We start from the raw sequence: 24746 nt of genomic DNA, 5'->3' as shown, positions 1-24746 counted from the left end.
GCGTGGGGGAGAGCGCATGGAGGGGGCGCTGAAAGCTGACTTAGATTTAAAGGTCCATGACATGTCATGTCCATAGCGCCTACAGGGTGCGCGCGGGATGCGGCGAGAATCGTTTCCGTACCCTCACGAATGGAGACGATCATGGAATCGCCGGCCTGCCTGGCCGTCCTGACCACGACGGATGCCGTCGAGAAGGCCACAGCGCTGGCCCGTGGCGCGGTGGCGGCGCGGGTCGCGGCCTGTGCGCAGATCTCGGGCCCCGTCACCTCCGTCTACCGCTGGGAGGGCGCCGTACGGACCGCCTCCGAGTGGCAGATCCAGTTCAAGACGACCGCGGCGCGCTACCCGGCGCTGGAGGCGTATCTCCTGGACGCCCACGACTACGACACACCCGAGATCATCGCGACCCCGGTCGTCGCGGGAAGCCCCGACTACCTGCGCTGGCTGGAAGAGGAAACGGCCCCTTGAACACGCCGCACCCCTCGGAACCGCTGGACACCCCGGACCCGTCGACCCCCTCGGCTCCCGCGGACCCTCCGGCCTCGTCGGCTCCGCCGAGCGCCTCGGACGAAGCGGGACTGCCCTTCTTCGTCTACGGCACCCTGCGCCCCGGCGAGCACAACCACGACCTCTTCCTGCGCGCCCGGACCCGGTCCGAGGAACCGGGGCGGATGCGGGGGCTGGTGCTGTACGAGGGGCCCGGATACCCGTACGCGGTCGAAGAACCCGGTGGCGCGGTGAGCGGCGACATCGTGACCGCGTTGCCCGAGACGTACCGGGAACTCCTCGCGGCGCTCGACGAGTTGGAGGAGTACGCGCCGGGTGATCCGCGCAACCTGTACGAGCGGGTCGCGCGTGACGCCGTGCGGGCGGACGGCGCCACGGTCGTACGGGCCTGGGTGTACGTCGCCGCACCCGCGGTGGCGGCCCGCCTGCGGGCCGAGGGCAGACCGATCGAGGACGGGGACTGGCGCGGCCCCGGGGACAGCCGGACTCATCGACGCGGCTGAATCGCCCGGCGTATCTCGGGTGCCCGCGTGCGCGGGTCTGGACTCGGCCGGGACGGCGGACATACGCCCGCGGCCGGGCGCCGGGCGCAAGGCGCGCCCGGTGCCGGGGCAGAGGTCGCGTCCGCGTGCCCGGGGTTGCCTGCGGGCCTGCGTGGCCTGGCGGGGAGCCGCCCGGGACGGCGGGTCGACGCACGACCGGGGCCGGGCGGGGGCGCGGCCCGACTCGGGGTAGGGGCCGGGCGCGTGCCGATGGGGCCGGCGGATGCGAAGGCGGTCCGCCGTGTCCGTCACCCGTGCGGGTGGCCGTCCCGTGCGCCCCCGGTGGCGCGGGCCTCCTCGCCCCTAGGGTCCGGCCATGACCGACCGCACCCTGACCAGACGACGAGTTCTCGCGCTCAGCGGGGCGGCCGTCGGCGCCGCCCTGGGGATCGGGCTCAGCTCGTGCTCCGCCGACCCGGAGCCGGGCGGACCCTCCCGCTCCGGATCCGGCTCACGACCCGGCTCGGGGGAGACTCCCAAGTCCGTAGAGGGGTCCGGGGTCGACGTCCCGAGCGGGGCCTGACCTCTTTCCTCGCGGCATGCGCGTCCTCGCACCCGGGCACGGCGTCCGGCAGCGCGCCGGCCCGAGGGCGGACGACAGCGCGCCGGCCCGAGGGCGGCGCCGCCGTCACCCCTCGCGCACCGCCTCCACCCGCACCGCGCAGGCCTTGAACTCCGGCATCCGGGAGATCGGGTCGAGGGCGGGGTTGGTGAGTGTGTTGGCGCGGCCCTCGCCCGGCCAGTGGAAGGGCATGAACACGGTGTCCGGGCGGATGGCGGTGGTGATCCGGGCCGGTGCGACGGCCCGGCCGCGCCGCGACACCACCGTCACGGCGTCCCCGTCCGCCGCGCCGAGCCGTTCGGCCAGCCGCGGGTGCATCTCCACGAACGGGCCGGGCGCCGCGGCGTTCAGCTCGTCGACGCGCCGCGTCTGCGCCCCCGACTGGTACTGAGCGACCACACGACCGGTGGTCAGCAGCACCGGGTACTCGTCGTCCGGCTCCTCGGCGACGGGCCGGTGCGACACGGGCACGAACCGGGCCCGGCCGTCCTCGGTGGCGAACCGGTCGAGGAAGAGACGGGGCGTGCCCGGGTGGTGTGCCTCGTCGGTCCCGGCCGGCACCGGCGTGTCCGGGACCACGGCGGGGAGGACGTCCTCGGTACCGGTGTCCGGCGCCGGGGCGCTGCCCGCCCCCGGGGCCCGGGGTGCCGGGCAGGGCCAGAACACCCCGTTCTCCTCCGCCAGCCGGCGATAGGTGATCCCCGAGTAGTCCGCGGGCCCGCCCGCGCTCGCCCGGCGCAGTTCCTCGAAGACCTCCTCCGGGTCGCTGGGAAACCCCTTCTCCACGCCGAGGCGGGCGGCGAGTTCGTGCAGGACCTCGAGGTCGCTGCGGATCCCCTCGGGAGCGCTGAGGGCCCGCCGGCGCAGCAGCACGCGGCCTTCCAGGTTCGTCGTCGTGCCCGTCTCCTCGGCCCACTGGGTGACCGGCAGCACGACGTCCGCGAGGGCGGCGGTCTCGGAGAGGACGACATCGGCGACCGCGAGGAAGTCCAGCGACTTCAGGCGCTCCTCGATGTGCGCGGCGCGGGGCGCGGACACCACCGGGTTCGACCCCATCAGCAGCAGCGAGCGGATGTCCGTCCCCATCGCGTCGAGGAGTTCGTACGCGCTGCGCCCCGGACCGGGCAGCGTGTCGGGGTCGACGCCCCACACCTCGGCCACATGCCGTCGCGCCGCCGGGTCGGTGAGCTTGCGATAGCCGGGCAACTGGTCGGCCTTCTGGCCGTGTTCGCGCCCGCCCTGCCCGTTGCCCTGCCCGGTGAGACAGCCGTAGCCGGACCGGGGCCGGCCCGAACGCCCGGTGGCCAGGCACAGGTTGATCCAAGCGCCCACGGTGTCGGTGCCCTTGGCCTGCTGCTCGGGTCCGCGCGCGGTGAGGACCATCGCGTCCTCGGGCTCGCAGAACATCCGCACGGCTTGGCGGAGTTCGGGAACGGACACCCCCGTGATCCGTTCCACGTACTCCGGCCAGTGCGCCATCGCCGCGGCCCGGGCCTCTTCCCAGCCGCTCGTACGGGCCCGGATGAACTCCTCGTCCGTACGCCCCTCGGCGACCACCAGATGGAGCATCCCCAGCGCGAGCGCCAGATCGGTCCCCGGGCGCGGCGCGAGATGCAGGTCCGCCTGTTCGGCCGTGCGGGTGCGGCGCGGGTCGATGACGACGAGCGTGCCGCCGTTCTCCTTCAGCTCGGTGACGAAGCGCAGCGCGGGCGGCATCGTCTCGGCGAGGTTGGAGCCGACGAGGATCACACAGCCGGTCCGCGGGATGTCCTCCAGAGGAAAGGGCAGCCCCCGGTCGAGACCGAAGGCCCTGACGCCGGCCGCCGCCGCGGACGACATGCAGAAGCGGCCGTTGTAGTCGATCTGCGAGGTGCGCAGGACGACGCGGGCGAACTTCCCCAGGGCGTACGCCTTCTCGTTCGTCAGTCCGCCGCCGCCGAACACCCCGCACGCGTCCGGGCCGTGCTCCGTACGGGTGCTGGCCAGCCCCCCGGCGATCCTGGCCAGCGCCTCGTCCCAGCTCGCGGGCTCCAGGACGCCCGCGTTGCGGACGAGCGGCGAGGTGAGCCGTACCCGGGACGACAGCAGCGCCGGCGCCGTGCGCCCCTTGCCGCACAGAGCGCCCCGGTTCACCGGGAAGTCCGCGCGCTCGGTCACCTCGACGCCTCCGCCGGGCGAGGGCGTCAGGTTCATCCCGCACTGCAGGGCGCAGTACGGGCAGTGGGTGGGCGTCACGGAGGCGTTCATGGCGCCCAGCGTGCGGTGGGCGTGTTACGCGCCGGGGAGGCACGCGTTACGCGGCAGAGGCGGAGACCTCCCGGCCGGGCCGGACCCGCGGTGAGGTCGCCCCGCGCCGCGCGGACGCCCCTGACGTGGTGGATCACCTCGTGGGCGCGGCCGGGGCCCGGATTCCGGACGGTGGTGCCCCGGCCGCGCGTCTCTCGCCTCGTCCCTAGCGGGTCGCCGCCAGAGCGCGGGTCACGCCCGGCTCCTTCGGCCCGAGGAAACGCGGATCCGGCTCGAACAGCGCGTCCAGCGCGGCCTTGCCCGCCGCGAAGATCTCCCGCGTGCCGCCGTAGTACCAGGTGGCGTCGTGCTTGGCGTCGACGCCGATGCCGTACGAGCGGACACCGGCGGCCTGGCACAGGGCCAGGGCACGGCGGATGTGAAAGCCCTGGCTGATCAGAACGGCCTCGTGGACACCGAAGATCTTGCGGGCGCGGACACAGGAGTCCCAGGTGTCGAAGCCGGCGTAGTCGCTGACGATCCGCCGGCCGGGCACCCCGCGCGCGGTGAGATAGGCACGCATCGCGTCGGGTTCGTCGTAGTCCTCGCGGCTGTTGTCACCGGTGACGAGGACGACCTCGATCCGGCCGGCACGGTACAGCTTCGCGGCCGCGTCCAGGCGGTGGGCGAGATACGGGGACGGCTCGCCGTCCCACAGACCCGCGCCGAAGACGATCGCGACCTCGGTGCGGGGGGCGTCCGCCGTCGTCCGCAGCCGGTCGCCCGTCACCGCGTACATCCACGTCGCCGGGAGCAGCGCCAGCACGCACAGGAGCATCAGCGCCTGCACGGCCCGTCGTTGCCCCTTGCGCGTACGCGGCAGGCGGAGCAGACGCGGTCTGCGAAAGCTCGGGCGCTTCGGGCGCGGCAGGCGCGGCATGATCGATGTCCCCCAGGTGTGGTCACTCGCGGCGGTGCGCGACCGGTGCGGGCGTCGGCGATCCCGCCGTTCCCGTGCGGGCCCCGGCAGCGTATTCCGCTGCGGCTCCCGCTTCCGTTCTCGGGCCGGACTTCGCGTTCCCCTTCGACAGATGAGGACGCGTCGTCAGGCCGTTCGGTTCACCCGGGGGCGCCGATCCGGATCGCCCGGCGGGAGAGAGCCGCAGGTGGGAGACGCTCACAGGGCGCGGCTGCCGTGCGGTGAACCGCCGGAAAACACCCGTCATACCGGCGCAACGGCCCGGCAACCTCCTGCCGTCAGGATCGCCCCATGACGGCGTCGAACCCCGCTCGCGACGAGTCCTCCCACCGCCCCGGCGGCCCGCCGCCGCGCGGCGCCCGCCTCGAAGACCCCCTCGACAGTACGGCGCAACTCATGAACCGGATCACCAGCCAGCTCGGCAGCCAGCTCAGCCTCGTCTCGCTCAACGGCACCCGCCGTCCGGCGCCACCCGCGCTGGTCCTGGTCGCCCACGGCAGCCGTGACCCGCGCGCGCTCGCCACCGTGCGCACCCTGATCGAACGCGTCCGCGAACTGCGTCCCCAGCTGCCCGTGCGCCTCGGCCACATCGAGCTGAACGAGCCCCTGCTCCGCGACACGCTCACCTCCCTGGAGGGCCGGCAGGACGCCGTCCTCGTACCGCTGCTGCTCGGCCGCGGCTACCACGTCCGGCGCGACATCCCCGAGACCGCGGCCGCCGTCCCCGGCGTGCGCACCCGCGTCGCCGCCCCGCTCGGCCCGCACCCGCTGCTCGTGGAAACCCTCTACGCGCGCCTCGTCGAGGCCGGCTGGCGGACCAGGATGAGCGACTCGGCCCGCCGCGCGAGCGCGGTCGTGCTCGCGTCAGCCGGTTCCCGGTCCCCGGACTCGGCCGCCGACACCCGCCGCACGGCCCAGCTGCTCGCCGAGCGCCTCGGCGTGCCGGTCGTCCCCGCGTACGCCTCCGCCGATACGCCCACCGTTCCCGCCGCCGTGCGTGCCCTCGCCGCCCGCGGCCGCCACCGGGTCGCCGTCGCCTCGTACTTCACCGCTCCCGGCCGCTTCGCCACGCAGTGCGCCGAGGAAGCTCCCTGGATCTGTGCCGAACCGCTGGGCGACCACCCGGCGATGGCCCGCCTGCTCCTGCACCGCTACGACCAGGCCGTCGCGGCCCCCGAGCCCGCCCCGGAGCGCACCCTGATCCCGGCCTGAGCCCGGCGGTCGCCCCCTCGCCCGGCACCGCACCGTCGGCGACCGTGTCCCGATTGTCACTGCCTGCGTCTACTGTCGGTGCATGGAAGGCATGGCACCGAAGACCGAAGACACCGCACCGCAGACCCACGAGAACCACACGGCTCACGACGAGTACGACGTGTCGGCCGTCGAGCGCTGGGCCGTCGAGCCCGACAAACGCCCCGGCCGCACCGCCTTCCAGCGCGACCGCGCGCGCGTGCTGCACTCCGCCGCCCTGCGCCGCCTCGCGGGCAAGACCCAGGTCGTCACGCCCGGCACCCTTCCCCAGGTGCTCGGCGCCGCCGGATCGGGCGGGGCACCCATCCAGGTGTGGGACGCCAGTCCGCGGACGCGGCTGACCCACTCCCTGGAGTGCGCCCAGGTGGGCCGAGAGCTCGGCGCCGCCCTCGGCTGCGACCCGGACCTGGTCGAGGCGGCCTGTCTCTCGCACGACCTGGGCCACCCGCCCTTCGGGCACAACGGCGAACAGGCGCTCAACGAATTCGCCGAGGACTGCGGCGGATTCGAGGGCAACGCCCAGTCGCTGCGCCTGCTCACCCGGATCGAGCCCAAGCGCTTCGTGCGCAGCCACGTGGTGACACCGGCCTCCGCCGCGGCGGGCGACGACCTCGTCAGCGTCGGCCTCAACCTCACCCGCGCCGCCCTCGACGCCGCCACCAAGTACCCCTGGCCGAGAGGCGCCCGTCCCAACGATCCGAAGTCGCCGAAGTTCGGGGTCTACGAAGACGACCGGCCGGTCTTCGACTGGGTCCGCAAGGGCGCCCCCGGCACCCGGACGTGCTTCGAGGCCCAGGTCATGGACTGGTCCGACGACGTCGCCTACTCGGTGCACGACGTCGAGGACGGCCTGCACGCCGGCCACCTCGACCCCGGCCTGCTGCACGCCGAACCGGAACGCCGGGAGATCTTCGCCGTCGCCATCGGGCGGTACGTGCCCGACGACACCGATCCGGCCGAGCTCTCCGAGGCCCTCGACCGGCTCCTCGACCAGGAATGGTGGCCGCACGGGTACGACGGAACGGCCGTCGCGCAGGCCCGCCTGAAGGACGCCACCAGCCAGCTCATCGGCCGCTTCTGTCTGGCCGCGGAGGGCGCCACCCGCGCGAGGTACGGCACCGGGCGCCTCACCCGGTACGCGGCGGAGCTGGTCGTCCCGCGAGCCGCCCGGCACGAGTGCGCCGTCCTCAAGGCGGTCGCCGACCGGTACGTCATGCAGCGCGCCGAGCAGGAGCGGCTCCGTGCCGACCAGCGGATCATCGTCGCCGAGCTCGCCCAAGCGCTCACCGCCCGCGCCCCCGAGGTACTCGATCCGCAGTTCCGGGCGCTGTTCGACCACGCGGCCGACGACCGCGCCCGCAAACGCGTGATCGTCGACCAGATCGCATCCCTCACGGATGCCTCGGCGCGTTCCCTGCACCTCAGGCTCACCACGCGTTCCCATGGGAGCGGAGAAGTGTGACCCTGCGTGGCCTGATCGGGCCACTCCCCCTTCCCGCATCACGCTCCGTGCGGGACGCTCGCATATGGCGACATCCTTACGAGGAGGCATCAAGTGGTCGACGCGGATCAGACATTCGTCATCGTCGGAGGAGGCCTGGCAGGCGCCAAGGCGGCCGAGACGCTCCGAGCGGAGGGCTTCACCGGCCGCGTGATACTGATCTGCGACGAGCGCGACCACCCCTATGAACGCCCTCCGCTGTCCAAGGGCTACCTCCTCGGCAAGGAGGAGCGCGACAGCGTCTTCGTGCACGAACCCGCGTGGTACGCGCAGAACGACATCGAGCTGCACCTCGGCCAGACCGTCGACGCGATCGACCGCACGGCCAAGACGGTCCGCTTCGGCGACGACGGCACCCTCGTCCACTACGACAAGCTGCTCATCGTGACCGGAGCCGAGCCGCGCCGCCTCGACATCCCGGGCACCGGCCTCGCCGGAGTCCACCACCTGCGCCGCCTCGCCCACGCCGAGCGCCTCAAAGGCGTCCTCGCCGCGCTCGGCCGGGACAACGGCCACATCGTGATCGCCGGCGCCGGCTGGATCGGCCTCGAGGTCGCCGCCGCGGCCCGCGAGTACGGCGCCGAGGTCACCGTCGTCGAACCGGAGCCGACCCCGCTGCACAGCGTGCTCGGCCCCGAGCTGGGCGAGCTCTTCGCCGAGCTGCACCGCGAGCACGGCGTCCGCTTCCACTTCGGCGCCCGGCTCACCGAGATCGTCGGCCAGGACGGCATGGTGCTGGCCGCCCGCACCGACGACGGCGAGGAGCACCCCGCCCACGACGTGCTCGCGGCCATCGGAGCCGCCCCACGCACCGGCCTCGCCGAGGCCGCCGGCCTGACGCTGGCCGACCGCGCGCACGGCGGCGGCATCGCGGTCGACGACCGGCTGCGCACCTCCGACCCGGACGTGTACGCCGCCGGTGACGTCGCTTCCTTCCACCACAGCCTCTTCGACACGCGGCTGCGCGTCGAGCACTGGGCCAACGCCCTGAACGGCGGACCGGCCGCCGCCCGCTCGATGCTGGACCGCGGGACGACGTACGACCGCGTGCCCTACTTCTTCTCCGACCAGTACGACGTGGGTCTCGAGTACTCGGGCTGGGCGCCCCCGGGGACGTACGACCAGGTGGTGATCCGCGGCGACGCGGGCAAGCGGGAGTTCATCGCCTTCTGGGTGAAGGAGGGCAGGCTGCTGGCCGGGATGAACGTGAATGTGTGGGACGTCACGGAGCCGATCCAGCAGCTGATCCGGTCCCGGGCCCGGGTGGACACCGACGCGCTCGCCGACCCGCACGTTCCGCTGGAGAGCCTGGTCCCGTGACCGACGGCGGCACCCTCTCCCGCACCGTCCCCCGTGCCGGGATTCCCGGGGTCCGCCCCCGGACCCCGGCCGGGGGTCGTTCACCTGCCCCAGGAGTGTCGGTGCGGCCCCGTAGACTCACCTCGTGGCAGGCAGGATCAATGACGAGGACGTGAAGGCTGTTCGGGACGCGGTCCCGATCGACGCCGTGGTGTCCGAGTACCTCCAGCTGCGCAACGCGGGCGGCGGAAACCTCAAGGGTCTCTGCCCCTTCCACGACGAGAAGTCACCGTCCTTCCAGGTCAGTCCCAGCAAGGGGCTCTTCCACTGCTTCGGTTGCCAGGAAGGCGGCGACACCATCACGTTCGTGATGAAGGTCGACCACCTCACGTTCTCCGAGTCGGTCGAGCGCCTCGCCGCCCAGGCCGGCATCACCCTGCGCTACGAGGAGGGCGGGTACAACCCCGCCCACCAGCGTGGCGAGCGCATCCGCCTGGTCGAGGCGCACAAGGCCGCCGCCCAGTTCTACATCGATCAGCTCGGCACCAGTCCCGAGGCCGACGCCGGCCGCGGGTTCCTCGCCGAGCGCGGCTTCGACCAGGCCGCCGCCGCCCACTTCGGTGTCGGCTACAGCCCCCAGGGCTGGGACCACCTCACCCGCCATCTGCGCGGCAAGGGCTTCACGGACAAGGAACTCGTCCTCTCCGGCCTCTCCCAGGAGGGCCGCCGCGGTCCCATCGACCGCTTCCGCGGCCGCCTCATGTGGCCGATCCGCGACATCGGCGGCGAGGTCGTCGGCTTCGGCGCCCGCAAGCTGTACGAGTCCGACAACGGACCGAAGTACCTGAACACGCCCGACACCGCGATCTACAAGAAGTCCCAGGTCCTGTACGGCATCGACCTCGCCAAGAAGGACATCGCCAAGAGCAGCCGGGCGGTCGTCGTCGAGGGCTACACCGACGTCATGGCCTGCCATCTGGCCGGCATCACCACCGCCATCGCGACCTGCGGCACGGCGTTCGGCGGCGACCACATCAAGATCCTCCGTCGGCTGCTCATGGACAACGGCTCGGCACGGGTGATCTTCACCTTCGACGGCGACGCGGCAGGCCAGAAGGCCGCCCTGCGTGCCTTCGAGGACGACCAGAAGTTCGCGGCCGAGACGTACATCGCCATCGCGCCCGACGGCATGGACCCCTGCGAGCTGCGTCTCGCCAAGGGCGACGACGCGGTCGCCGACCTGGTCGAACCCCGCACCCCCCTCTTCGAGTTCGCCCTGCGCCAGATCGTCCTGCGCTACGACCTGGAGACCCCGGCGGGGCGTGCGGCCGCCCTCGACGAGGCCGCCCCGGTCGTCGCCCGCATCAAGAACAGCGGCGCGCAGCACGAGGTCGCCGTACAGCTCGCCGGCATGCTCGGCATCCTCGACACCCAGTTCGTCGTCAAGAGGGTGGCCCAGCTGGCCCGTTGGGCCCGCGACCGAGGCGGCATGGGGCCCGCCCCGGCCGGCGGCCGCCCCCAGCAGGCCTACTCCGCGGTCCAGGCGCCCACCGGCGGCGGCCCGGCCCTCACCCTGCGCAACCCCGTCTTCGCCACCGAGCGCGAGCTGCTCAAACTCGCCCTCCAGCGGCCGGAGTTGGTCGCCCCGGCGTTCGACGCCTACGGCATGGACGAGTTCACCGCCCCGCCCTATGCCGCCGTGCGCCAAGCGGTCCTGGACGCCGGCGGCACCGAGTACGGCGTCCAGGACCCCCAGGAGTTTCTGATCCGGGTCCGTGACGCCGCCCCGGACGACACGGTGCGCGCGATGGTCACCGAGCTGGCCGTCGAGGCGATCCTGCGCAAGACCGTCGACGAGACCTACGCGGGCGACCAGCTCGTCATGGTCCGCCGCCGCGCCGTCGATCGCCGCATCCGGGACGTCCAGGGCTCCCTGTCCCGCCTCAGCGCGGGGGGCGACCCGGCCCAGCTGGCCGCCGTACAGAACGAGTTGTGGGTACTCCAGCAGTACGGTCAGGCACTCCGCGAGCGGGGCGCCGAAGCCCTCTGAAGCCGGACCGGCGGGGGCCGCACCGGTGTACCGGGGGCGGCCGGTCGGGCGCCGCGGGGGTGTTCCCGGGGTGGACCGGCGGGACGGCCGGTGCGCGACGGGCGTCGGGAGCGGCCGGCACGGCCCGGTGCACATGCCAATCCCGTACGCGCTTCTCCAGGTTTCGTCTTCGCTGAGCTGCGCACTCGTCCACGACGGTAACCACGCGGTCACGGACCGGACGCAAAAAGTCACCGCACGCCCCTCGTGGCGGCGATGTGTCGTACTCCACACTGGGTTCCGGTGCCTGAGTCCTCGGAGCGCGGTCGACCCGCACGCGACGGGTTCCCGATCCCCGCGGTTCCGCAAAACGACTACGGGATGGACAGCGGCGAGGCCGTCGACCCCATCCCCGACGTACCGCTGCCGCACGCCTCAGCAGCGACATTCCTGGAGGTCGCCCCCGTGCAGACCCAGACCCTCGCCCAGACCGACAACACCATCGACACGGACGCGGATACCGACGTCGTCGCGGGGGTCCCCCCGCAGCGCCGCGCCGCGCACCACCCCGAGGCCGAGCAGACGGGCCCGCCCGAGGCTCCCGGGGCAGAGGTGGAAGTGGAGACCGAGGCCGAGGCCCCCGAACCCGTCGAACCGCCCCGAGGCCGCGCGGCCGACACCGGTGGCCCCTCGTCCGACCTGTTCCGCCAGTACCTGCGGGAGATCGGGCGGATTCCGCTGCTCACGGCGGCGGAGGAGGTCGATCTCGCCCGCCGTGTCGAGGCCGGGCTGTTCGCCGAGGAGAAGCTCCGGCTCGCCCCCGACCTGGACTGCCAGCTCGCCCTGGACCTGGACAAGATCGTCGTCATGGGACGGATGGCCAAGCGCCGGCTCATCGAGGCGAACCTGCGGCTCGTCGTCTCCGTGGCCAAGCGCTACGTGGGCCGCGGGCTGACCATGCTCGACCTGGTCCAGGAGGGCAACCTCGGCCTGATCAGGGCCGTCGAGAAGTTCGACTACGCCCGCGGCTACAAGTTCTCCACGTACGCCACCTGGTGGATCCGGCAGGCCATGTCGCGCGCCCTCGCCGACCAGGCGCGCACCATTCGCGTCCCCGTGCACGTGGTCGAGCTGATCAACCGGGTGGTCCGCGTGCAGCGGCGGATGCTCCAGGAGCGCGGCTACGAACCCAGTCCCGAAGAGGTCGCCGCCCATCTCGACCTGACCGGCGAGCGGGTGAGCGAGGTCCTGCGGCTGGCCCAGGAGCCGGTCTCCCTCCACGCCCCCGTGGGGGAGGAGGACGACGTGGCCCTCGGGGACCTCATCGAGGACGGCGACGCCACGTCTCCCGTGGAGTCCGCGGCGTTCCTGCTGCTCAGGCAGCATCTGGAGGCGGTGCTGTCCACGCTCGGCGAGCGGGAGCGCAAGGTCGTCCAGCTGCGGTACGGGCTGGCGGACGGGCGTCCGCGCACCCTGGAGGAGATCGGCCGCATCTTCGGCGTCACGCGTGAGCGCATCCGCCAGATCGAGTCCAAGACCCTGAACAAGCTCAGGGATCACGCTTTTGCCGACCAGCTCCGGGGTTATCTGGACTGAGGGGGCTCGCCCGGGCAACGGCTTTCCTCGCCCCCTCCGGTCCCGTATCCGGGGGCGCTGCCCCCGGACCCCCGCTCCTCAAGCGCCGGAGGGGCTGGATCTCCGGCGATCTCGGTGGGGGTCCAGGAGGCGGCTGCCTCAGCGGGATGCGGTGGTTCAGTCGACCTCGGCCACCGCCTGGGCGAACTGGGCCTGGTACAGGCGGGCGTAGGCCCCGCCGGACGCCAGCAGCTCCGCGTGCGCGCCCTGCTCCACGATGGACCCGTCCTCCATCACGAGGATGGTGTCCGCGTCCCGGATCGTCGACAGACGGTGGGCGATCACGAACGAGGTCCGGCCGTGCGCCAGCTTCGCCATCGCCTTCTGGATCAGCACCTCGGTCCGGGTGTCCACGGAGCTGGTCGCCTCGTCGAGCACCAGGATCACCGGATCCGACAGGAACGCCCGGGCGATCGTGATCAGCTGCTTCTCGCCCGCGCTGACCCCCGATCCCTCGTCGTCGATCACCGTGTCGTAGCCGTCGGGCAGCGTACGGATGAAGCGGTCGGCGTGCGCCGCGCGCGCCGCCTCCTCGATCTCCCCGCGGGTGACGTCCCGCGAGGCCCCGTACGCGATGTTGTCGGCGATCGTGCCCCCGAACAGCCAGGTGTCCTGCAGCACCATCCCTATCCCGGCCCTCAGCTCGTCCCGGGACATGGACGCCACATCGACCCCGTCGAGGGTGATCCGGCCGCCCGTGACGTCGTAGAACCGCATGAGCAGGTTCACCAGGGTCGTCTTGCCGGCGCCGGTCGGGCCGACGATGGCCACCGTGTGGCCCGGCTCCACCTTCAGCGAGAGATCCTCGATGAGCGGCTTCTCAGGGTCGTACCGGAAGGACACGTGCTCCAGCGCCACGCGCCCGCGCAGCTCGCCGGGATGGGCCGACACCTTCGGGTCCGCCTCCTGCTCGTCCGCGTCGAGGACCTCGAAGACCCGCTCCGCCGACGCGACACCCGACTGCACCAGGTTCGCCATCGACGCGACCTGCGTCAGCGGCATCGAGAACTGGCGGGAGTACTGGATGAACGCCTGAACATCACCGATCGACAGCGAGCCGGAGGCCACGCGCAGACCGCCGACCACCGCCACGAGCACGTAGTTCAGGTTCGACACGAACATCATCAGCGGCTGCATGACACCGCTGTTGAACTGCGCCTTGAACCCGGCCTCGTACAGCTTCTCGTTCTGCTCGGCGAACTGCGCCGCCGATTCGTCCGCCCGCCCGAACACCTTCACCAGGTTGTGGCCGGTGTACATCTCCTCGATGTGGGCGTTGAGCTTGCCGGTGGTGCGCCACTGCTGCACGAAGTGCGGCTGCGAGCGCTTGCCGATCCGGGTGGCCACGACGAACGACAGCGGCACCGTGACCAGCGCGACGAGCGCGAGCAGCGGCGACACCCAGAACATCATCGCGAGCACACCCACGATGGTCAGCAGCGAGTTGACGAGCTGGCCCATCGACTGCTGGAGGGTCTGCTGGATGTTGTCCATGTCGTTCGTGGCGCGGCTGAGGACCTCACCGCGCTGCCGCTTGTCGAAGTACGACAGCGGCAGCCGTGACAGCTTCGCCTGAAGGTCCTCGCGCATGCGGTACACGGTCTTGTTGACGGCCCGGTTCACCAGGCGTGTCGCCACCGCCATCAGAAGTCCGGCCAGCAGGAACGTGCCGAGCGCGAGCAGCAGGACGTTCCCGACGGCGTTGAAGTCGATGCCCTCGCCGGGGGTGAAGTCCGTCCCCGAGAGCATGTCGGCGACGCCGCCCTGGCCGTGCTCGCGCAGCGAGTCCAGGGCCTCGGCCTTGGTGTCGCCGGCCGGCATCTGGCGTCCGACGATCCCCGCGAAGACCAGGTCCGTGGCCCTGCCCAGGATCTTCGGGCCGACCACCGAGAGCCCCACGCTCAGGACGACGGCGACCAGCATCACGTACAGCGTGGCGCGCTCGGGCTTGAACTGGGTGAGCAGTCGTCTGCCCGACCCCTTGAAATCCATCGAGCGCTGATCGGGGCCGCCCCCGGCCATCATCCGCCCCATCGGCCCGGCCATCAGGCGGCCTCCGCTTCCGTCAGCTGGGAGAGCACGATCTCCCGGTAGGTCTCGTTGTCCGCCATCAGTTCGTGGTGCCGTCCGCTGCCCACGACCCGGCCCTCGTCGAGGACCACGATCCGGTCGGCCTCCCGGATGGTCGACACGCGCTGGGCCACGATCACCACGGTCGCCTCGGAGGTCTCCGTGGACAGCGCAGCGCGCAGCGCCGCGTCCGTCGCGTAGTCGAGGGCCGAGAAGGAGTCGTCGAAGAGATAGATCTCGGGGCGCTGCACGAGGGTGCGGGCGATGGCCAGACGCTGCCGCTGGCCGCCGGACACATTCGTCCCGCCCTGCGCGATCGGCGAGTCCAGACCGTTCTCCAGCTGCTCCACGAACCCCTTGGCCTGCGCCACCTCCAGCGCGTGCCACAGCTCCTCGTCGGTCGCCTCCGGGTTGCCGTACCGCAGGTTCGTGGCGACCGTCCCCGCGAACAGATACGGCTTCTGCGGGACCAGCCCGACCGTCCTGGCCAGCAGCTTCGGCTCGATGGTCGCCACATCCACGCCGTCGACCAGCACCTGGCCGTCGGTGGCGTCGAACAGGCGGGGGATCATGCCGAGCAGCGTCGACTTGCCGCTGCCCGTCGACCCGATGACCGCGGTCACCTCGCCGGGACTCGCCACGAGGTCGACGGACTTCAGGACCGGCTCCTCGGCGCCCGGGTAGCGGAAGCCGGCCGCGCGGATCTCCAGGTGGCCGTGACGGCGCAGCTCCAGGACGGGCGCGACCGGCGGGACCACACTGCTCTCGGTGGCCAGGACCTCCTGGATGCGCTCGGCGCAGACCTCCGCGCGCGGCACCATCATGAACATGAAGGTGGCCATCATGACGGACATGACGATCTGCATCAGGTAGGCGAGGAACGCGGTCAGATCGCCGATCTGCATCTGGCCGCTGTCGATGCGATGGGCGCCGAACCAGACGACCGCGATGGACGACAGGTTCACCACCGTCATGACGATCGGGAACATCAGGGCCAGCATCCGGCCCGTGGCCAGCGACGTCTCGGTGAGGTCGGTGTTGGCGCCCTTGAAGCGCTCCTTCTCGTAGCCGTCGCGCACGAAAGCGCGGATCACGCGGTTGCCGGTGATCTGCTCGCGCAGCACCCGGTTCACGGTGTCCAGGCGCACCTGCATGGTGCGGAACAGCGGGCGCAGCCTGCGCACGATGAGGGTCACGCAGATGCCGAGGGTCGGCACCACGGCGACGAGCACCGCGGACAGCGGCACGTCCAGGCCGAGGGCCAGGACGATGCCGCCCACGCACATGATCGGCGCCGACACCAGCAGGGTGAACGTCATCAGGGCGAGCATCTGCACCTGCTGGACGTCATTGGTGGTGCGGGTGATCAGCGACGGAGCGCCGAAGTGGCCCATCTCACGTGCCGAGAAGGACTGGACGCGGTCGAAGACGGCCGCCCGGATGTCCCGGCCGACCGCGGAGGCCGTGCGGGCGCCGTAGAAGACGGCGCCGATGTTGCAGACGACCTGGGCCAGCGAGATGCCGATCATCACAGCGCCGAAGGACAGGATGTAACCCGTGTCCCCCTTTACGACACCGTTGTCGATGATGTGCGCGTTCAGCGTGGGCAGGTAGAGCGTGGCGCAGGTCTGCAGGAACTGCAGCAGCACCAGCAGGGCGATGGGTTTCTTGTACGGACTGAGGTGGGTCCGCAGGAGTCGTATGAGCACGCGGGGTCTCTCGGAGTTGTCGGCGGTGGGGTGATCGGCGGGCGATGCATGGGTGCACCACCCCCTATCGTCGGACACTCCACCTGCGTTACCTCAACCGATTAACCCAAGTGCGGTCCAAAAACGGACCATGCCTCCGTCTTCGGACGTACGCCGGTGGAGGGACTACGCCCGGAACGCCCCGGGATGCGTCTGTTCCCGTACCGACACGTACTGCTGTCGTACGGCCTGCCCCACGGCGAGCTCCTCACCGGGCTCCAGCACCTGGGCGACCGGCCCCTGCCAGGCGGGCGGTGTCCGCGGGTCGAGGGTGCCCTGCGACACGCCGAGGGCCCAGGCGGCCTGACGGGCCGCGCCGAGCGCCGCGTAGTCCGCGGGCTGCGGCACGACGACCTGCGCGCCGAACAGCGCGGGCGCCACGGCCTGGACGGCGGGCAGCTCGGCGGCCTGGCCGAGCAGGAAGATCCGGCGTACGTCGACACCCCGGCCGCGCAGCACGTCCAGCGCGTCCGCGAGTCCGCACAGCATGCCCTCGAAGGCCGCCCGTGCCAGATGCTCGGGCCGCATCGACTCCCGGCGCAGTCCGGCCAGCGTTCCCGCCGTGTGCGGCAGGTTCGGGGTGCGCTCGCCCTCCAGATACGGCAGCAGGACGAGGCCGTGGGAGCCCGGCGTCGACTTCATCGCCAGGTCGGACAGCCCCTCCAGGTCGGACACGCCGACGAGTTCGGCGGCCCCGCGCAGGGCCCGTACGGCATTGAGCGTGGTGACGACCGGAAGATGCATGCCGGTCGCGTCCGCCAGGGAGGTGATCATGCCGGTGGAGTCCACCAGCGCCTCGGGATGGACGGCCATCACGGAACCGGAGGCGCCCAGCGACACCACCGCGTCGCCGAGCCCGATGCCGAGCCCGAACGCCGCCGCCATGGTCTCGCCGGTCCCGGCGGATATCAGCAGCCCCTCGGGCGTGGTCCCCGCGGCGTCGGACGGACCGAGCACCTCCGGCAGCCCGGCCTGGTGGCCGAGCGCGAGCTCGATGAGATCCGGCCGGTAGCCGCCGGTCGCCGCCGACCAGTACCCGGTCCCCGAGGCGCCGCCCCGGTCCGTGGTCCGGCGCACGGGCCGCCCGAGAAGCTGCCACACCAGCCAGTCGTGGGCCTGCAGCAGCATGCTGGTGCGTCTCGCGGCCTCCGGCTCGGTCTTGCTCAGCCAGCGCAGCTTGGTGACGGGCTGGGCGGCCTGCGGGACACTGCCCACCGCCTGCGCCCATGCCTCGCGCCCGCCGAGCGCGTCGATCAGATCGGCCGCCGCGACCTGCGCCCGCTTGTCACCGCCGACCATCGCCGGGCGCACGGTGTTGCCCTGCGCGTCCAGCGGCACGAGCCCGTTCTGCTGCGCGGACACGCCGATGGCCTGTACGCCTTCGAGCAGCCCGCCACCGGCGGCCTCGCCCAGGGACAGCAGCCAGGCCTGCGGATCCACGTCGGAAGGACGGCCGCCACCCTCGGCGCTGTCGACCGGATGTGGCGCATACCCCTGCCTCAGCACGGCACCCGTGTCCGAGTCACAGACAACGATTCGAGTGAAATCGGGCGAACTGTCCAACCCGGCGACTATCCCCATGGCGGAAATTCTGCCGTACGACGAGGGGTCGCGGCGCCGGGCGGGCACACAGGACCCGGCGCCGCCATGCATCCCTAGGTATTACTGGTGCCCCAGTCGTCCTCGCCGGTGCCGCTCGCGTTCCGCTCCCGCAGCGAGCGCACCCGGTCGGTGACCGAGTCGGGGACGCGGTCACCCACCTTCTCGCTCACGGTGTGCAGCGCCTTGCCGGCGATCTCGCGGCCCTGCTGGGCGGCGGTCTCCGCGGTGTTGCGCACCGCGGGGTTCTGCGTGACCTGACGAGCGGACTTCTTCAGCTGTTCGTAGCGCTCGCGCCCGGCCCGCGTGCCGAGCACGTAACCCAGGGCCAGTCCGGCGACGAACGTGAGCCGGTAGCGCATGACGGCCACCCTTCCCTTGCGTCGGCATCGGTGCGGAGGGAACCGATTGGCGGAGCACCCCCCTGCTTGCGCTAATGTATGTGTCGCAGCGGGCGCACGCTTCCTGGCGAATACCCAGGTAGGTACGTTCGATGCAAAGATCAATCCTCCGTAGCTCAATTGGCAGAGCAGCCGGCTGTTAACCGGCAGGTTACTGGTTCGAGTCCAGTCGGGGGAGCTCGATCTCCTGTAGCTCAATTGGCAGAGCAGCCGGCTGTTAACCGGCAGGTTACTGGTTCGAGTCCAGTCGGGAGAGCAACGGAAGAGGACCCCTCAGGGGTCCTTTTTCATGTCCGCAGGAACCGCCCGGGGCATGCCGAAGTCCCCGTGGTCGGGTGATGCCGACCATCCGAAGCAGGAGATCGTATGAGCGGCTATGCTGCGGCAGACGGCGCGCACAAATGTGCGCGGCGCGCCGTAACGGGGCGGTAGCTCAGCCGGTTAGAGCAGCGGACTCATAATCCGTCGGCCGTGGGTTCGAGTCCCACCCGCCCCACCTGAGCAGGTCTCTGACCTGTGGAAACGTTCATTCCTAGGTGTCGGATCGTCAACTTTGCCTGAACGGACTGAATCCGCTGCTCGTGGGTTTGGGGTCCGGCGGCCGGGCGAGGCCGAGCCCCTCTGACCTGCGGCGGAGTGGTGTTCGAAGTTGTCGCTCGTGGTCCGGGTGGCTGCTCTGAGGGCCGATGCCAAGACCCAGGGGCCGTGCAGGGGCCGGGGCGGCACGGTCGTGTTCAGGCGACGGTGTCTACGGGGTGAATCGGTGTCCCATTTGCCGGTTGCGCGGCATGGGCTGCCATCGCGATGTGGAGACACTGTCGCCCTCGCGTCGCTCGATCTGTGATGACGTCCAGAGGGTGGGGAAACTGCCCCAAGAGGAAACCGCCCGGATGGGTTACTCGCCCCTCTTACGCAGAGCCCTGCGGTTCGACTGGTCAGGCCGGTGGGACGGTCACCAACAGGCCCTGTCCAGCTGTGGATTGTTGCGAACGGGTGTGCGCCGGCTGCGCGGTAGCGCCCGCGCCTTCGAGCGCCCCGGGCCAGAGCATGGCCTCCTTCAGTGTGGGTGGTAGACCGTGCTGGCACGATCGGCGCCGGCGTCGGCGAGCACGTCCAAGGGGGGAGCACGTGGGTTCCCGCGATCCTGGAGGTTCCGGCGGGTGAACCCGTATACGGACGGCTCCTGGCTGTCCGTCCAGGCGGGGGTTCGGGTGGTTTGGCGATGGGTCTTGACCTTCGAGTTGTGTCGAGGCTTTACCGTCGGTGGTGCGACGACCTACCGCATATCGCAGCTGGCCGAGCGCCTCGGCATCCGGCCGCAACGCTGCGCTTCTACGAGACCACTGGACTACTGCTGCCGAGCGGACGGCGTCCGGAGATCGCGGGAACGGAGATCGCGGAGGTTTCTGCCCAGGGCGGGTTCGCGCCGGGGACTGAGCAGGTCAGGGCAGCGACGCGGGCGGCGAAGGAACAGGCGTCGGTGAAGTCTTCGAGGTTCAGCCGGTCGAGTCGGCCGCCGAGGTGTCCCAGGGCGGCGAGGCGGTGGAGCAGACCCGCGGTGAAGGAGTCCCCGGCGCCGACGGTGTCGACGACGTCCACGGCCGGGGCCGGGACGGTGACGCGGAGGCCGTCGAGGGAGGCGAGGGCGCCCCGTCCGCCCAAGGTGATGATGACGAGGCGCGCGCCGGCGGCGTGCCAGGTGTCGCACGCCTCTTCGGGGCTGACGCCGGGCAGGAGCAGCGCGAGGTCGTCCTCGCTGAGGCGGAGGATGTCGGCGAGGGTGCACCAGTGGGGGAGCCGTTCGCGGTAGGCGGTGGGCGGTACGAGCAGGGGGCGGACGTTGGGGTCGATGGACACGGTGAGGTGCTCGCGGGCCTTGGCGAGGTGGTCCTCGATGCGGGTGCCGCCGGGTTGGCGTATGAGTGCGAGGGAGCCGGTGTGCAGGCAGGCCGCGCTCTCCCACCCGGTGGCGGCGAGTTCTTCGTCGGTCCACTGCCAGTCGGCCGCGCTGTCGGCGTAGAAGGTGTAGGTGGCCTGGCCGGTCTCGTCGAGGTCGGCGACGGCGAGGGCGCTGGGCTCGGGGGCGGTCAGGCTGCCGGTCAGGTCGACGCCGGAGGCGCTGAGGCGGGCACGGAAGAGGGTGCCGAAGACATCCGTGGAGAAGCGCCCGAGGAAGCGGGTGGGGGTGCCGAGCCGGGCGAGAGCGACGGCGGTGTTGGCGGGGCCGCCGCCGGGCAGGGCGCGCAGCGCGAGCTCGTCGGAGCTGGACCGGGTGGGGTCGGTGAAGGCGTCGGCGACGCACTCGCCGAGGACGGTGACGCTGACGGGGGCCTGGGGTCGGGCCATGGTGACTGTCTGCCTCTCTCAGAAGAGTGCGGGTCGCGAAGGGCACCGGGACCGGTGGCCTGATGCAGCCCTTGCACAGGTATTGACATGCCGCTCAAGACGGACGTAACTTCCCTGCCACAAGGAAGTAACGCGCGTTATTAAAGCGCGAAACTGGAGGCGTTGTCTCGTCTCTGACTCGCCGAAAGGGACTGGAAGTGGCCACGAACAGGACGCAGCGCGTGACCATGAGCGACGTGGCGCGCCATGCGGGTGTCTCGCGGACCACCGTCTCCTTCGTCCTCAACGACAAGCCCGGCGCCGCCATCCCCGAGGAGACCCGTCGGCGGATCCTGGCGGCGATCGCCGAGCTCGGCTACCGGCCCAACGCCGGGGCGCGGGCGCTGGCCGCGAACCGCAGCGGGTGGTTCGGGCTGATCACCGAGATCGTGACTGGCCCGTTCGCGGGGGAGATGATCACGGGCGCGCAGAGCCGCGCCTGGGGTGACCGGAGGTTCCTGCTGATCGCCGCGAGCGAGGGCGACCCCGCCCAGGAGGCCGCCGCGCTCGACCAGATGCTGGAGCACCGGGTGGAAGGGCTGCTGTACGCCACCACCTGGCACCGCGCCGTCACGCTCCCCAAGGCCGTCCGGGAGGTGCCGACGGTGCTCGTCAACTGCTACGACGCGGCCGGTGAGCTGCCGTGCATCCTGCCCGACGAGGTGTCGGGCGGATACAAGGCGACCCGCCGGCTCCTGGACGCCGGTCACACCCGCATCGGGTTCATCAACCTCGACCCGGCGATCCCGGCCGCCATCGGCAGGCGTGAAGGGTACGAACGTGCCCTGCGCGAGGCCGGGATCACCCTCGACCCCTCCCTCGTCGTCCCCGGCTGGGCAACCGCCGACAGCGCCTACACCGCCGCCGGCGAACTGCTGGACCGCCCGGCCGGCGCCCGGCCGACCGCACTGTTCTGCGGAAACGACCGGATGGCGATGGGCGCGTACGACGCGATCAAGGAACGTGGGCTGCGCATCCCGCACGACGTGGCCGTGGTGGGGTTCGACAACCAGGAACTCATCGCCGCCTATCTGCGGCCGAAGCTGACGACGCTCGCCCTGCCCTTCGAGGCCATGGGCACCAAGGGCATCGACATGCTCGCCGCCCTCGCAGCAGGGCAGCCGCTCGACACCCACCGGGTGACGATCGACTGCCCGCTGCTCGAACGCTCGTCGGTCTGACCACTAATCAGCCCGCCGAGGAATCCCATCCCGTCTTCGCCCTGTGTGTTGAAGAGAGGAAAAGAGTCTCCATTATGGCACCCTCCCGCATACCTTCACGGCGGCCACGAGCCGTCCTGAGAGCGGTCACCGCGACCGCCGCCGCGGCCCTGGTCCTGTCCGCCTGTACGGGTGGCTCGGGCGCCGCCGGCGCCGGTGATACTTCTGGCAACCAGCTGCTCACCATCCCGCGCGAGGATCTGGCGACGTTCACGCGCAACTTCAACCCACTCTCCCCGCAGGCCGCCCCCATGACCCTCCAGTCGGTCTACGAGCCTCTGGCGGTGCACAGCATGGCCGACGCCAAGGACACGCCGTGGCTGGCCACCAAGTGGGAGCAGGCCAAGGACGGCAAGTCCCTCACCTTCACGCTGCGCGACGGCGTCAAGTGGTCGGACGGCAAGCCGCTCACCGCCGACGACGTCGTCTACACCTTCGAGCTCCAGAAGAAGGTGCTCGGCGGCTTCGACTACCTCGACAAGGTCACCGCGGTCGACGCCCACACGGTGAAGTTCTCCTTCGACAAGGCGTTCTCGACCGCCTTCTACGAGATCAGCGGCCACTACATCCTGCCGAAGCACATCTGGTCGAAGGTGAAGGACCCGGCGAAGTTCACCAACCCGGACCCGGTCGGCACCGGCCCGTACACCAAGATCGAGAAGTTCCAGAGCCAGTCGTACGAGCTGCGCAAGAACCCCGACTACTGGCAGCCCGCGAAGCAGCAGATCGCCGGCATCCAGATGCTCGCCTTCTCCGGCAACGACAGCGCCAACATCGCCTTCACCAACGGCGAGGTGGACTGGACGCAGTCGTTCATCCCGGACATCGAGAAGTCCTTCGTCGCCAAGGACAAGAAGCACAACCACTACTGGTTCCCGGCCACCGGCGCCATGATCAACTGGCAGCTGAACACCACCAAGGCGCCGTTCAACGATCCGGCCGTGCGCAAGGCGCTCAGCATGGCCGTCGACCGTGACCAGATCACCAAGGTCGCGATGAACGGCTACGCCGAACCCACCGACTGCACGGGCCTGGCCCGCACCTACGACAAGTGGCGTGACACGTCGCTGGCCGCCTCCTGCACCTGGACGAAGTACGACAGCACCGAGGCGGCCAAGGCCCTCGACGCGGCCGGTTACAAGGAGAGCGGCGGCAAGCGGAAGCTGAAGAACGGCAAGAACTTCACCCTCGACATCTCCGTCGGCTCCGCCTCCTCCGACTGGATCTCGGTCGCCAACATCATCAAGCAGGACCTGGCGAAGGTCGGCATCACCGCCACCGTGAAGACGCCCGACTGGTCGGCGGTCTCGTCCTCGTACAACACCGGCATCTTCGACACCGGCATCGTGTGGAGCAACAACGGCGCCACCCCCTACGAGTACTTCCGCGGCGTGATGTCGACCAAGATGGTGCAGCCGGTCGGCAAGCAGGCCACGGAGAACTACCACCGCTTCGGCGACAAGAAGGCCGACAAGCTCATCGACGCCTTCGCCGCCGCCACGGACGAGAAGACGCAAGCCGAGCAGATGAACGGCCTGCAGGAGCTGTACAACAAGGACGCGCCCGTCGTCCCGCTGTTCACCGGCCCCGAGTGGGGCGCGTACACGGACGCCCGCTTCACCGGCTGGCCCACCGAGAAGAACCCGTACGCCACCCTCGGCAACCGCAACGGCAGCACGGTCCTCGTGCTCACCTCGTTGAAGCCCGTCAAGGGCTGACGCCGCCCGCGGACCGGCGGCCGCCCTCCTCCCCGGACGGCCGCCCCCGCGCACCGAGCCACACGTTCACCCCCCACCGACAGGGAGCACGACCCGTGCGTCTGATCCTGCGCAACCTGGGGTTCTATCTGCTCGCCTTCTGGGCCTCCATCACCCTGAACTTCGTTCTCCCGCGCTTCATGCCGGGCGACCCGGTCTCCCGGATGTTCGCGCAGGCCCAGGGCACCATGCAGCCCGACCAGATAGCCCAGCTGCGGAAACTCTTCGGCCTCGACAACCGCCCCCTCTGGGAGCAGTACGTCTCCTACGTCAAGAGCGTCTTCACCGGCGACCTCGGCATCTCCATCTCCCGCTTCCCGACCCCGGTCTCCGACGTGATCGGCTCGCAGATCGGCTGGACCCTGCTCCTCGGTGGCGTCGCGCTCGTCATCGCCGCCGTGCTCGGCAACCTGCTCGGCATCGTCGCCGCCTGGCGGCGCGGCGGCGTCCTCGACTCCGCCTTCCCGCCTCTGCTGATCTTCGTCGGCTCGTTCCCGTACTTCTGGCTGGCGATGGGCGCGCTGTACCTGTTCGGGGTGAGCCTGGGCTGGTTCCCCATGCGGCACGCCTACGACGTCGGACTGACCCCCGGCTTCAGCGCCGAGTTCGTCTCCAACGTCGCCACCCACCTGGTGCTGCCCGCGCTGACCATCGTGCTGGTCTCCATCGGCGGCTGGATGCTCGGCATGCGCAACACCATGATCGCCACAACGGCCGAGGACTACATCACCATGGCCGAGGCCAAGGGGCTCAGCCCCTCACGGATCATGTTCCGCTACGCCGCTCGCAACGCGATGCTGCCCTCCGTCACCAACTTCGGCATGGCCCTCGGCTTCGTCGTCGGCGGCGCCCTGCTCACCGAGGTCGTCTTCGCCTACCCCGGCATCGGCTACCAGCTGCTGATGGCCGTCCAGGGCCTGGACTACCCACTGATGCAGGGCATCTTCCTGACGATCACGGCGGCGGTACTGATCGCGAACTTCCTCGTCGACCTCGTCTACGTCCGCCTCGACCCGCGCGTCCGCGTCCGCTGAG

Annotated in this window: 18 protein-coding genes and 3 tRNA genes; 14 read left to right on the top strand and 7 right to left on the bottom strand. The window is 71.0% G+C overall.

Features of this window, described 5'->3' with window-relative positions; translation table 11 throughout:
- Positions 1 to 141 precede the first annotated feature (141 nt).
- From cutA to OG788_RS16350, 3 genes are all read left to right on the top strand, one after another.
- Positions 142 to 468: a divalent-cation tolerance protein CutA gene (gene cutA, locus OG788_RS16360; RefSeq protein ID WP_351539073.1), complete on the top strand. Its 327-nt coding sequence runs from the start codon at positions 142 to 144 to the stop codon at positions 466 to 468.
- A 110-nt stretch (positions 469 to 578) separates the two neighbouring features.
- Positions 579 to 1010, top strand: a complete 432-nt coding sequence (locus OG788_RS16355) for a gamma-glutamylcyclotransferase family protein (RefSeq protein ID WP_406376768.1) — start codon at positions 579 to 581, stop codon at positions 1008 to 1010.
- A 355-nt stretch (positions 1011 to 1365) separates the two neighbouring features.
- Positions 1366 to 1572, top strand: a complete 207-nt coding sequence (locus tag OG788_RS16350) for a twin-arginine translocation signal domain-containing protein (RefSeq protein ID WP_406371618.1) — start codon at positions 1366 to 1368, stop codon at positions 1570 to 1572.
- Between the two features lie 105 nt (positions 1573 to 1677).
- On the opposite strand, the gene OG788_RS16345 is transcribed toward OG788_RS16350, so the two are convergent.
- Both OG788_RS16345 and OG788_RS16340 read right to left on the bottom strand, forming a co-directional pair.
- Positions 1678 to 3858: a molybdopterin oxidoreductase family protein gene (locus OG788_RS16345; RefSeq protein ID WP_406371617.1), complete on the bottom strand. Its 2181-nt coding sequence runs from the start codon at positions 3856 to 3858 to the stop codon at positions 1678 to 1680.
- A 205-nt stretch (positions 3859 to 4063) separates the two neighbouring features.
- Positions 4064 to 4777, bottom strand: a complete 714-nt coding sequence (locus OG788_RS16340; protein ID WP_406371615.1) for a vancomycin high temperature exclusion protein — start codon at positions 4775 to 4777, stop codon at positions 4064 to 4066.
- A 330-nt stretch (positions 4778 to 5107) separates the two neighbouring features.
- Here OG788_RS16340 and OG788_RS16335 point away from each other — a divergent pair, with 330 nt between their 5' ends.
- From OG788_RS16335 to OG788_RS16315, 5 genes are all read left to right on the top strand, one after another.
- Positions 5108 to 6028, top strand: a complete 921-nt coding sequence (locus tag OG788_RS16335; protein WP_406371613.1) for a sirohydrochlorin chelatase — start codon at positions 5108 to 5110, stop codon at positions 6026 to 6028.
- 82 nt (positions 6029 to 6110) lie between these two features.
- A complete protein-coding gene (locus OG788_RS16330) occupies positions 6111 to 7529 on the top strand; it encodes a deoxyguanosinetriphosphate triphosphohydrolase (RefSeq protein ID WP_406371611.1) in 1419 nt (472 codons plus the stop codon).
- 93 nt (positions 7530 to 7622) lie between these two features.
- Complete coding sequence (locus OG788_RS16325) at positions 7623 to 8888, top strand: FAD-dependent oxidoreductase (protein WP_351539056.1); 1266 nt, start codon at positions 7623 to 7625, stop codon at positions 8886 to 8888.
- A gap of 124 nt (positions 8889 to 9012) precedes the next feature.
- Positions 9013 to 10917: a DNA primase gene (dnaG, locus tag OG788_RS16320; protein WP_406371609.1), complete on the top strand. Its 1905-nt coding sequence runs from the start codon at positions 9013 to 9015 to the stop codon at positions 10915 to 10917.
- 282 nt (positions 10918 to 11199) lie between these two features.
- A complete protein-coding gene (locus OG788_RS16315; RefSeq protein WP_406371607.1) occupies positions 11200 to 12492 on the top strand; it encodes an RNA polymerase sigma factor in 1293 nt (430 codons plus the stop codon).
- Positions 12493 to 12648: 156 nt separating this feature from the next.
- Here the strand turns inward: OG788_RS16315 and OG788_RS16310 are convergent, their stop codons facing one another.
- From OG788_RS16310 to OG788_RS16295, 4 genes are all read right to left on the bottom strand, one after another.
- Positions 12649 to 14577 carry an ABC transporter ATP-binding protein gene (locus OG788_RS16310; RefSeq protein WP_406371605.1) on the bottom strand — a complete coding sequence of 643 codons (1929 nt, stop codon included), beginning with the start codon at positions 14575 to 14577 and terminating at the stop codon, positions 12649 to 12651.
- On the bottom strand, positions 14577 to 16310 hold the full coding sequence (locus OG788_RS16305) for an ABC transporter ATP-binding protein (protein ID WP_406371603.1): 1734 nt from the start codon (positions 16308 to 16310) through the stop codon (positions 14577 to 14579). Before OG788_RS16305 ends, OG788_RS16310 begins: the two co-directional genes overlap by 1 nt.
- Positions 16311 to 16475: 165 nt before the next feature.
- Entirely contained in the window at positions 16476 to 17930 is a 1455-nt protein-coding gene (locus OG788_RS16300; RefSeq protein WP_356758716.1) for an FGGY family carbohydrate kinase, read from the bottom strand.
- Between the two features lie 74 nt (positions 17931 to 18004).
- The gene (locus OG788_RS16295; protein WP_351539040.1) at positions 18005 to 18310 is read right to left on the bottom strand and encodes a YtxH domain-containing protein; all 306 of its coding nucleotides are present in this window, start codon (positions 18308 to 18310) and stop codon (positions 18005 to 18007) included.
- 144 nt (positions 18311 to 18454) lie between these two features.
- Between OG788_RS16295 and OG788_RS16290 the strand changes: the two genes are divergently transcribed.
- From OG788_RS16290 to OG788_RS16280, 3 genes are all read left to right on the top strand, one after another.
- Positions 18455 to 18527, top strand: a tRNA-Asn gene (locus tag OG788_RS16290).
- Positions 18528 to 18532: 5 nt separating this feature from the next.
- Positions 18533 to 18605: transfer RNA gene (locus OG788_RS16285), tRNA-Asn, on the top strand.
- Between the two features lie 166 nt (positions 18606 to 18771).
- Positions 18772 to 18845, top strand: a tRNA-Ile gene (locus tag OG788_RS16280).
- Positions 18846 to 19681: 836 nt separating this feature from the next.
- On the opposite strand, the gene OG788_RS16275 is transcribed toward OG788_RS16280, so the two are convergent.
- A complete protein-coding gene (locus OG788_RS16275; RefSeq protein ID WP_406371601.1) occupies positions 19682 to 20695 on the bottom strand; it encodes a carbohydrate kinase in 1014 nt (337 codons plus the stop codon).
- 227 nt (positions 20696 to 20922) lie between these two features.
- On the opposite strand from OG788_RS16275, the gene OG788_RS16270 reads away from it, so the two are divergent.
- The 3 genes from OG788_RS16270 to OG788_RS16260 all read left to right on the top strand — a co-directional run bounded on the left by OG788_RS16270 (position 20923) and on the right by OG788_RS16260 (position 24745).
- Positions 20923 to 21915 carry a LacI family DNA-binding transcriptional regulator gene (locus OG788_RS16270; protein WP_406376767.1) on the top strand — a complete coding sequence of 331 codons (993 nt, stop codon included), beginning with the start codon at positions 20923 to 20925 and terminating at the stop codon, positions 21913 to 21915.
- A gap of 74 nt (positions 21916 to 21989) precedes the next feature.
- On the top strand, positions 21990 to 23672 hold the full coding sequence (locus OG788_RS16265; RefSeq protein WP_406371599.1) for an ABC transporter substrate-binding protein: 1683 nt from the start codon (positions 21990 to 21992) through the stop codon (positions 23670 to 23672).
- Positions 23673 to 23767: 95 nt separating this feature from the next.
- Positions 23768 to 24745: an ABC transporter permease gene (locus OG788_RS16260; RefSeq protein WP_406371597.1), complete on the top strand. Its 978-nt coding sequence runs from the start codon at positions 23768 to 23770 to the stop codon at positions 24743 to 24745.
- Position 24746: the final 1 nt, after the last annotated feature.

Source organism: Streptomyces sp. NBC_00647, from assembly GCF_045207245.1.
In the GTDB taxonomy this organism is placed as follows: Bacteria; Actinomycetota; Actinomycetes; order Streptomycetales; family Streptomycetaceae; genus Streptomyces.
Note: the sequence above shows the minus strand (reverse complement) of the source record. Positions and strands in the feature narration are given on the sequence as shown.

What these genes read in the sequence shown, in the direction of transcription:
- OG788_RS16270 (WP_406376767.1), top strand. Translation starts at nt 20,923, where the DNA reads ATGAGCGACGTGGCGCGCCATGCGGGTGTCTCGCGGACCACCGTCTCC.
- OG788_RS16345 (WP_406371617.1), bottom strand. Translation starts at nt 3,858, where the DNA reads ATGAACGCCTCCGTGACGCCCACCCACTGCCCGTACTGCGCCCTGCAG.
- OG788_RS16265 (WP_406371599.1), top strand. Translation starts at nt 21,990, where the DNA reads ATGGCACCCTCCCGCATACCTTCACGGCGGCCACGAGCCGTCCTGAGA.
- cutA (WP_351539073.1), top strand. Translation starts at nt 142, where the DNA reads ATGGAATCGCCGGCCTGCCTGGCCGTCCTGACCACGACGGATGCCGTC.
- OG788_RS16310 (WP_406371605.1), bottom strand. Translation starts at nt 14,577, where the DNA reads ATGGCCGGGCCGATGGGGCGGATGATGGCCGGGGGCGGCCCCGATCAG.
- OG788_RS16350 (WP_406371618.1), top strand. Translation starts at nt 1,366, where the DNA reads ATGACCGACCGCACCCTGACCAGACGACGAGTTCTCGCGCTCAGCGGG.
- OG788_RS16300 (WP_356758716.1), bottom strand. Translation starts at nt 17,930, where the DNA reads ATGGGGATAGTCGCCGGGTTGGACAGTTCGCCCGATTTCACTCGAATC.
- OG788_RS16340 (WP_406371615.1), bottom strand. Translation starts at nt 4,777, where the DNA reads ATGCCGCGCCTGCCGCGCCCGAAGCGCCCGAGCTTTCGCAGACCGCGT.
- OG788_RS16295 (WP_351539040.1), bottom strand. Translation starts at nt 18,310, where the DNA reads ATGCGCTACCGGCTCACGTTCGTCGCCGGACTGGCCCTGGGTTACGTG.
- OG788_RS16275 (WP_406371601.1), bottom strand. Translation starts at nt 20,695, where the DNA reads ATGGCCCGACCCCAGGCCCCCGTCAGCGTCACCGTCCTCGGCGAGTGC.
- OG788_RS16330 (WP_406371611.1), top strand. Translation starts at nt 6,111, where the DNA reads ATGGAAGGCATGGCACCGAAGACCGAAGACACCGCACCGCAGACCCAC.
- OG788_RS16335 (WP_406371613.1), top strand. Translation starts at nt 5,108, where the DNA reads ATGACGGCGTCGAACCCCGCTCGCGACGAGTCCTCCCACCGCCCCGGC.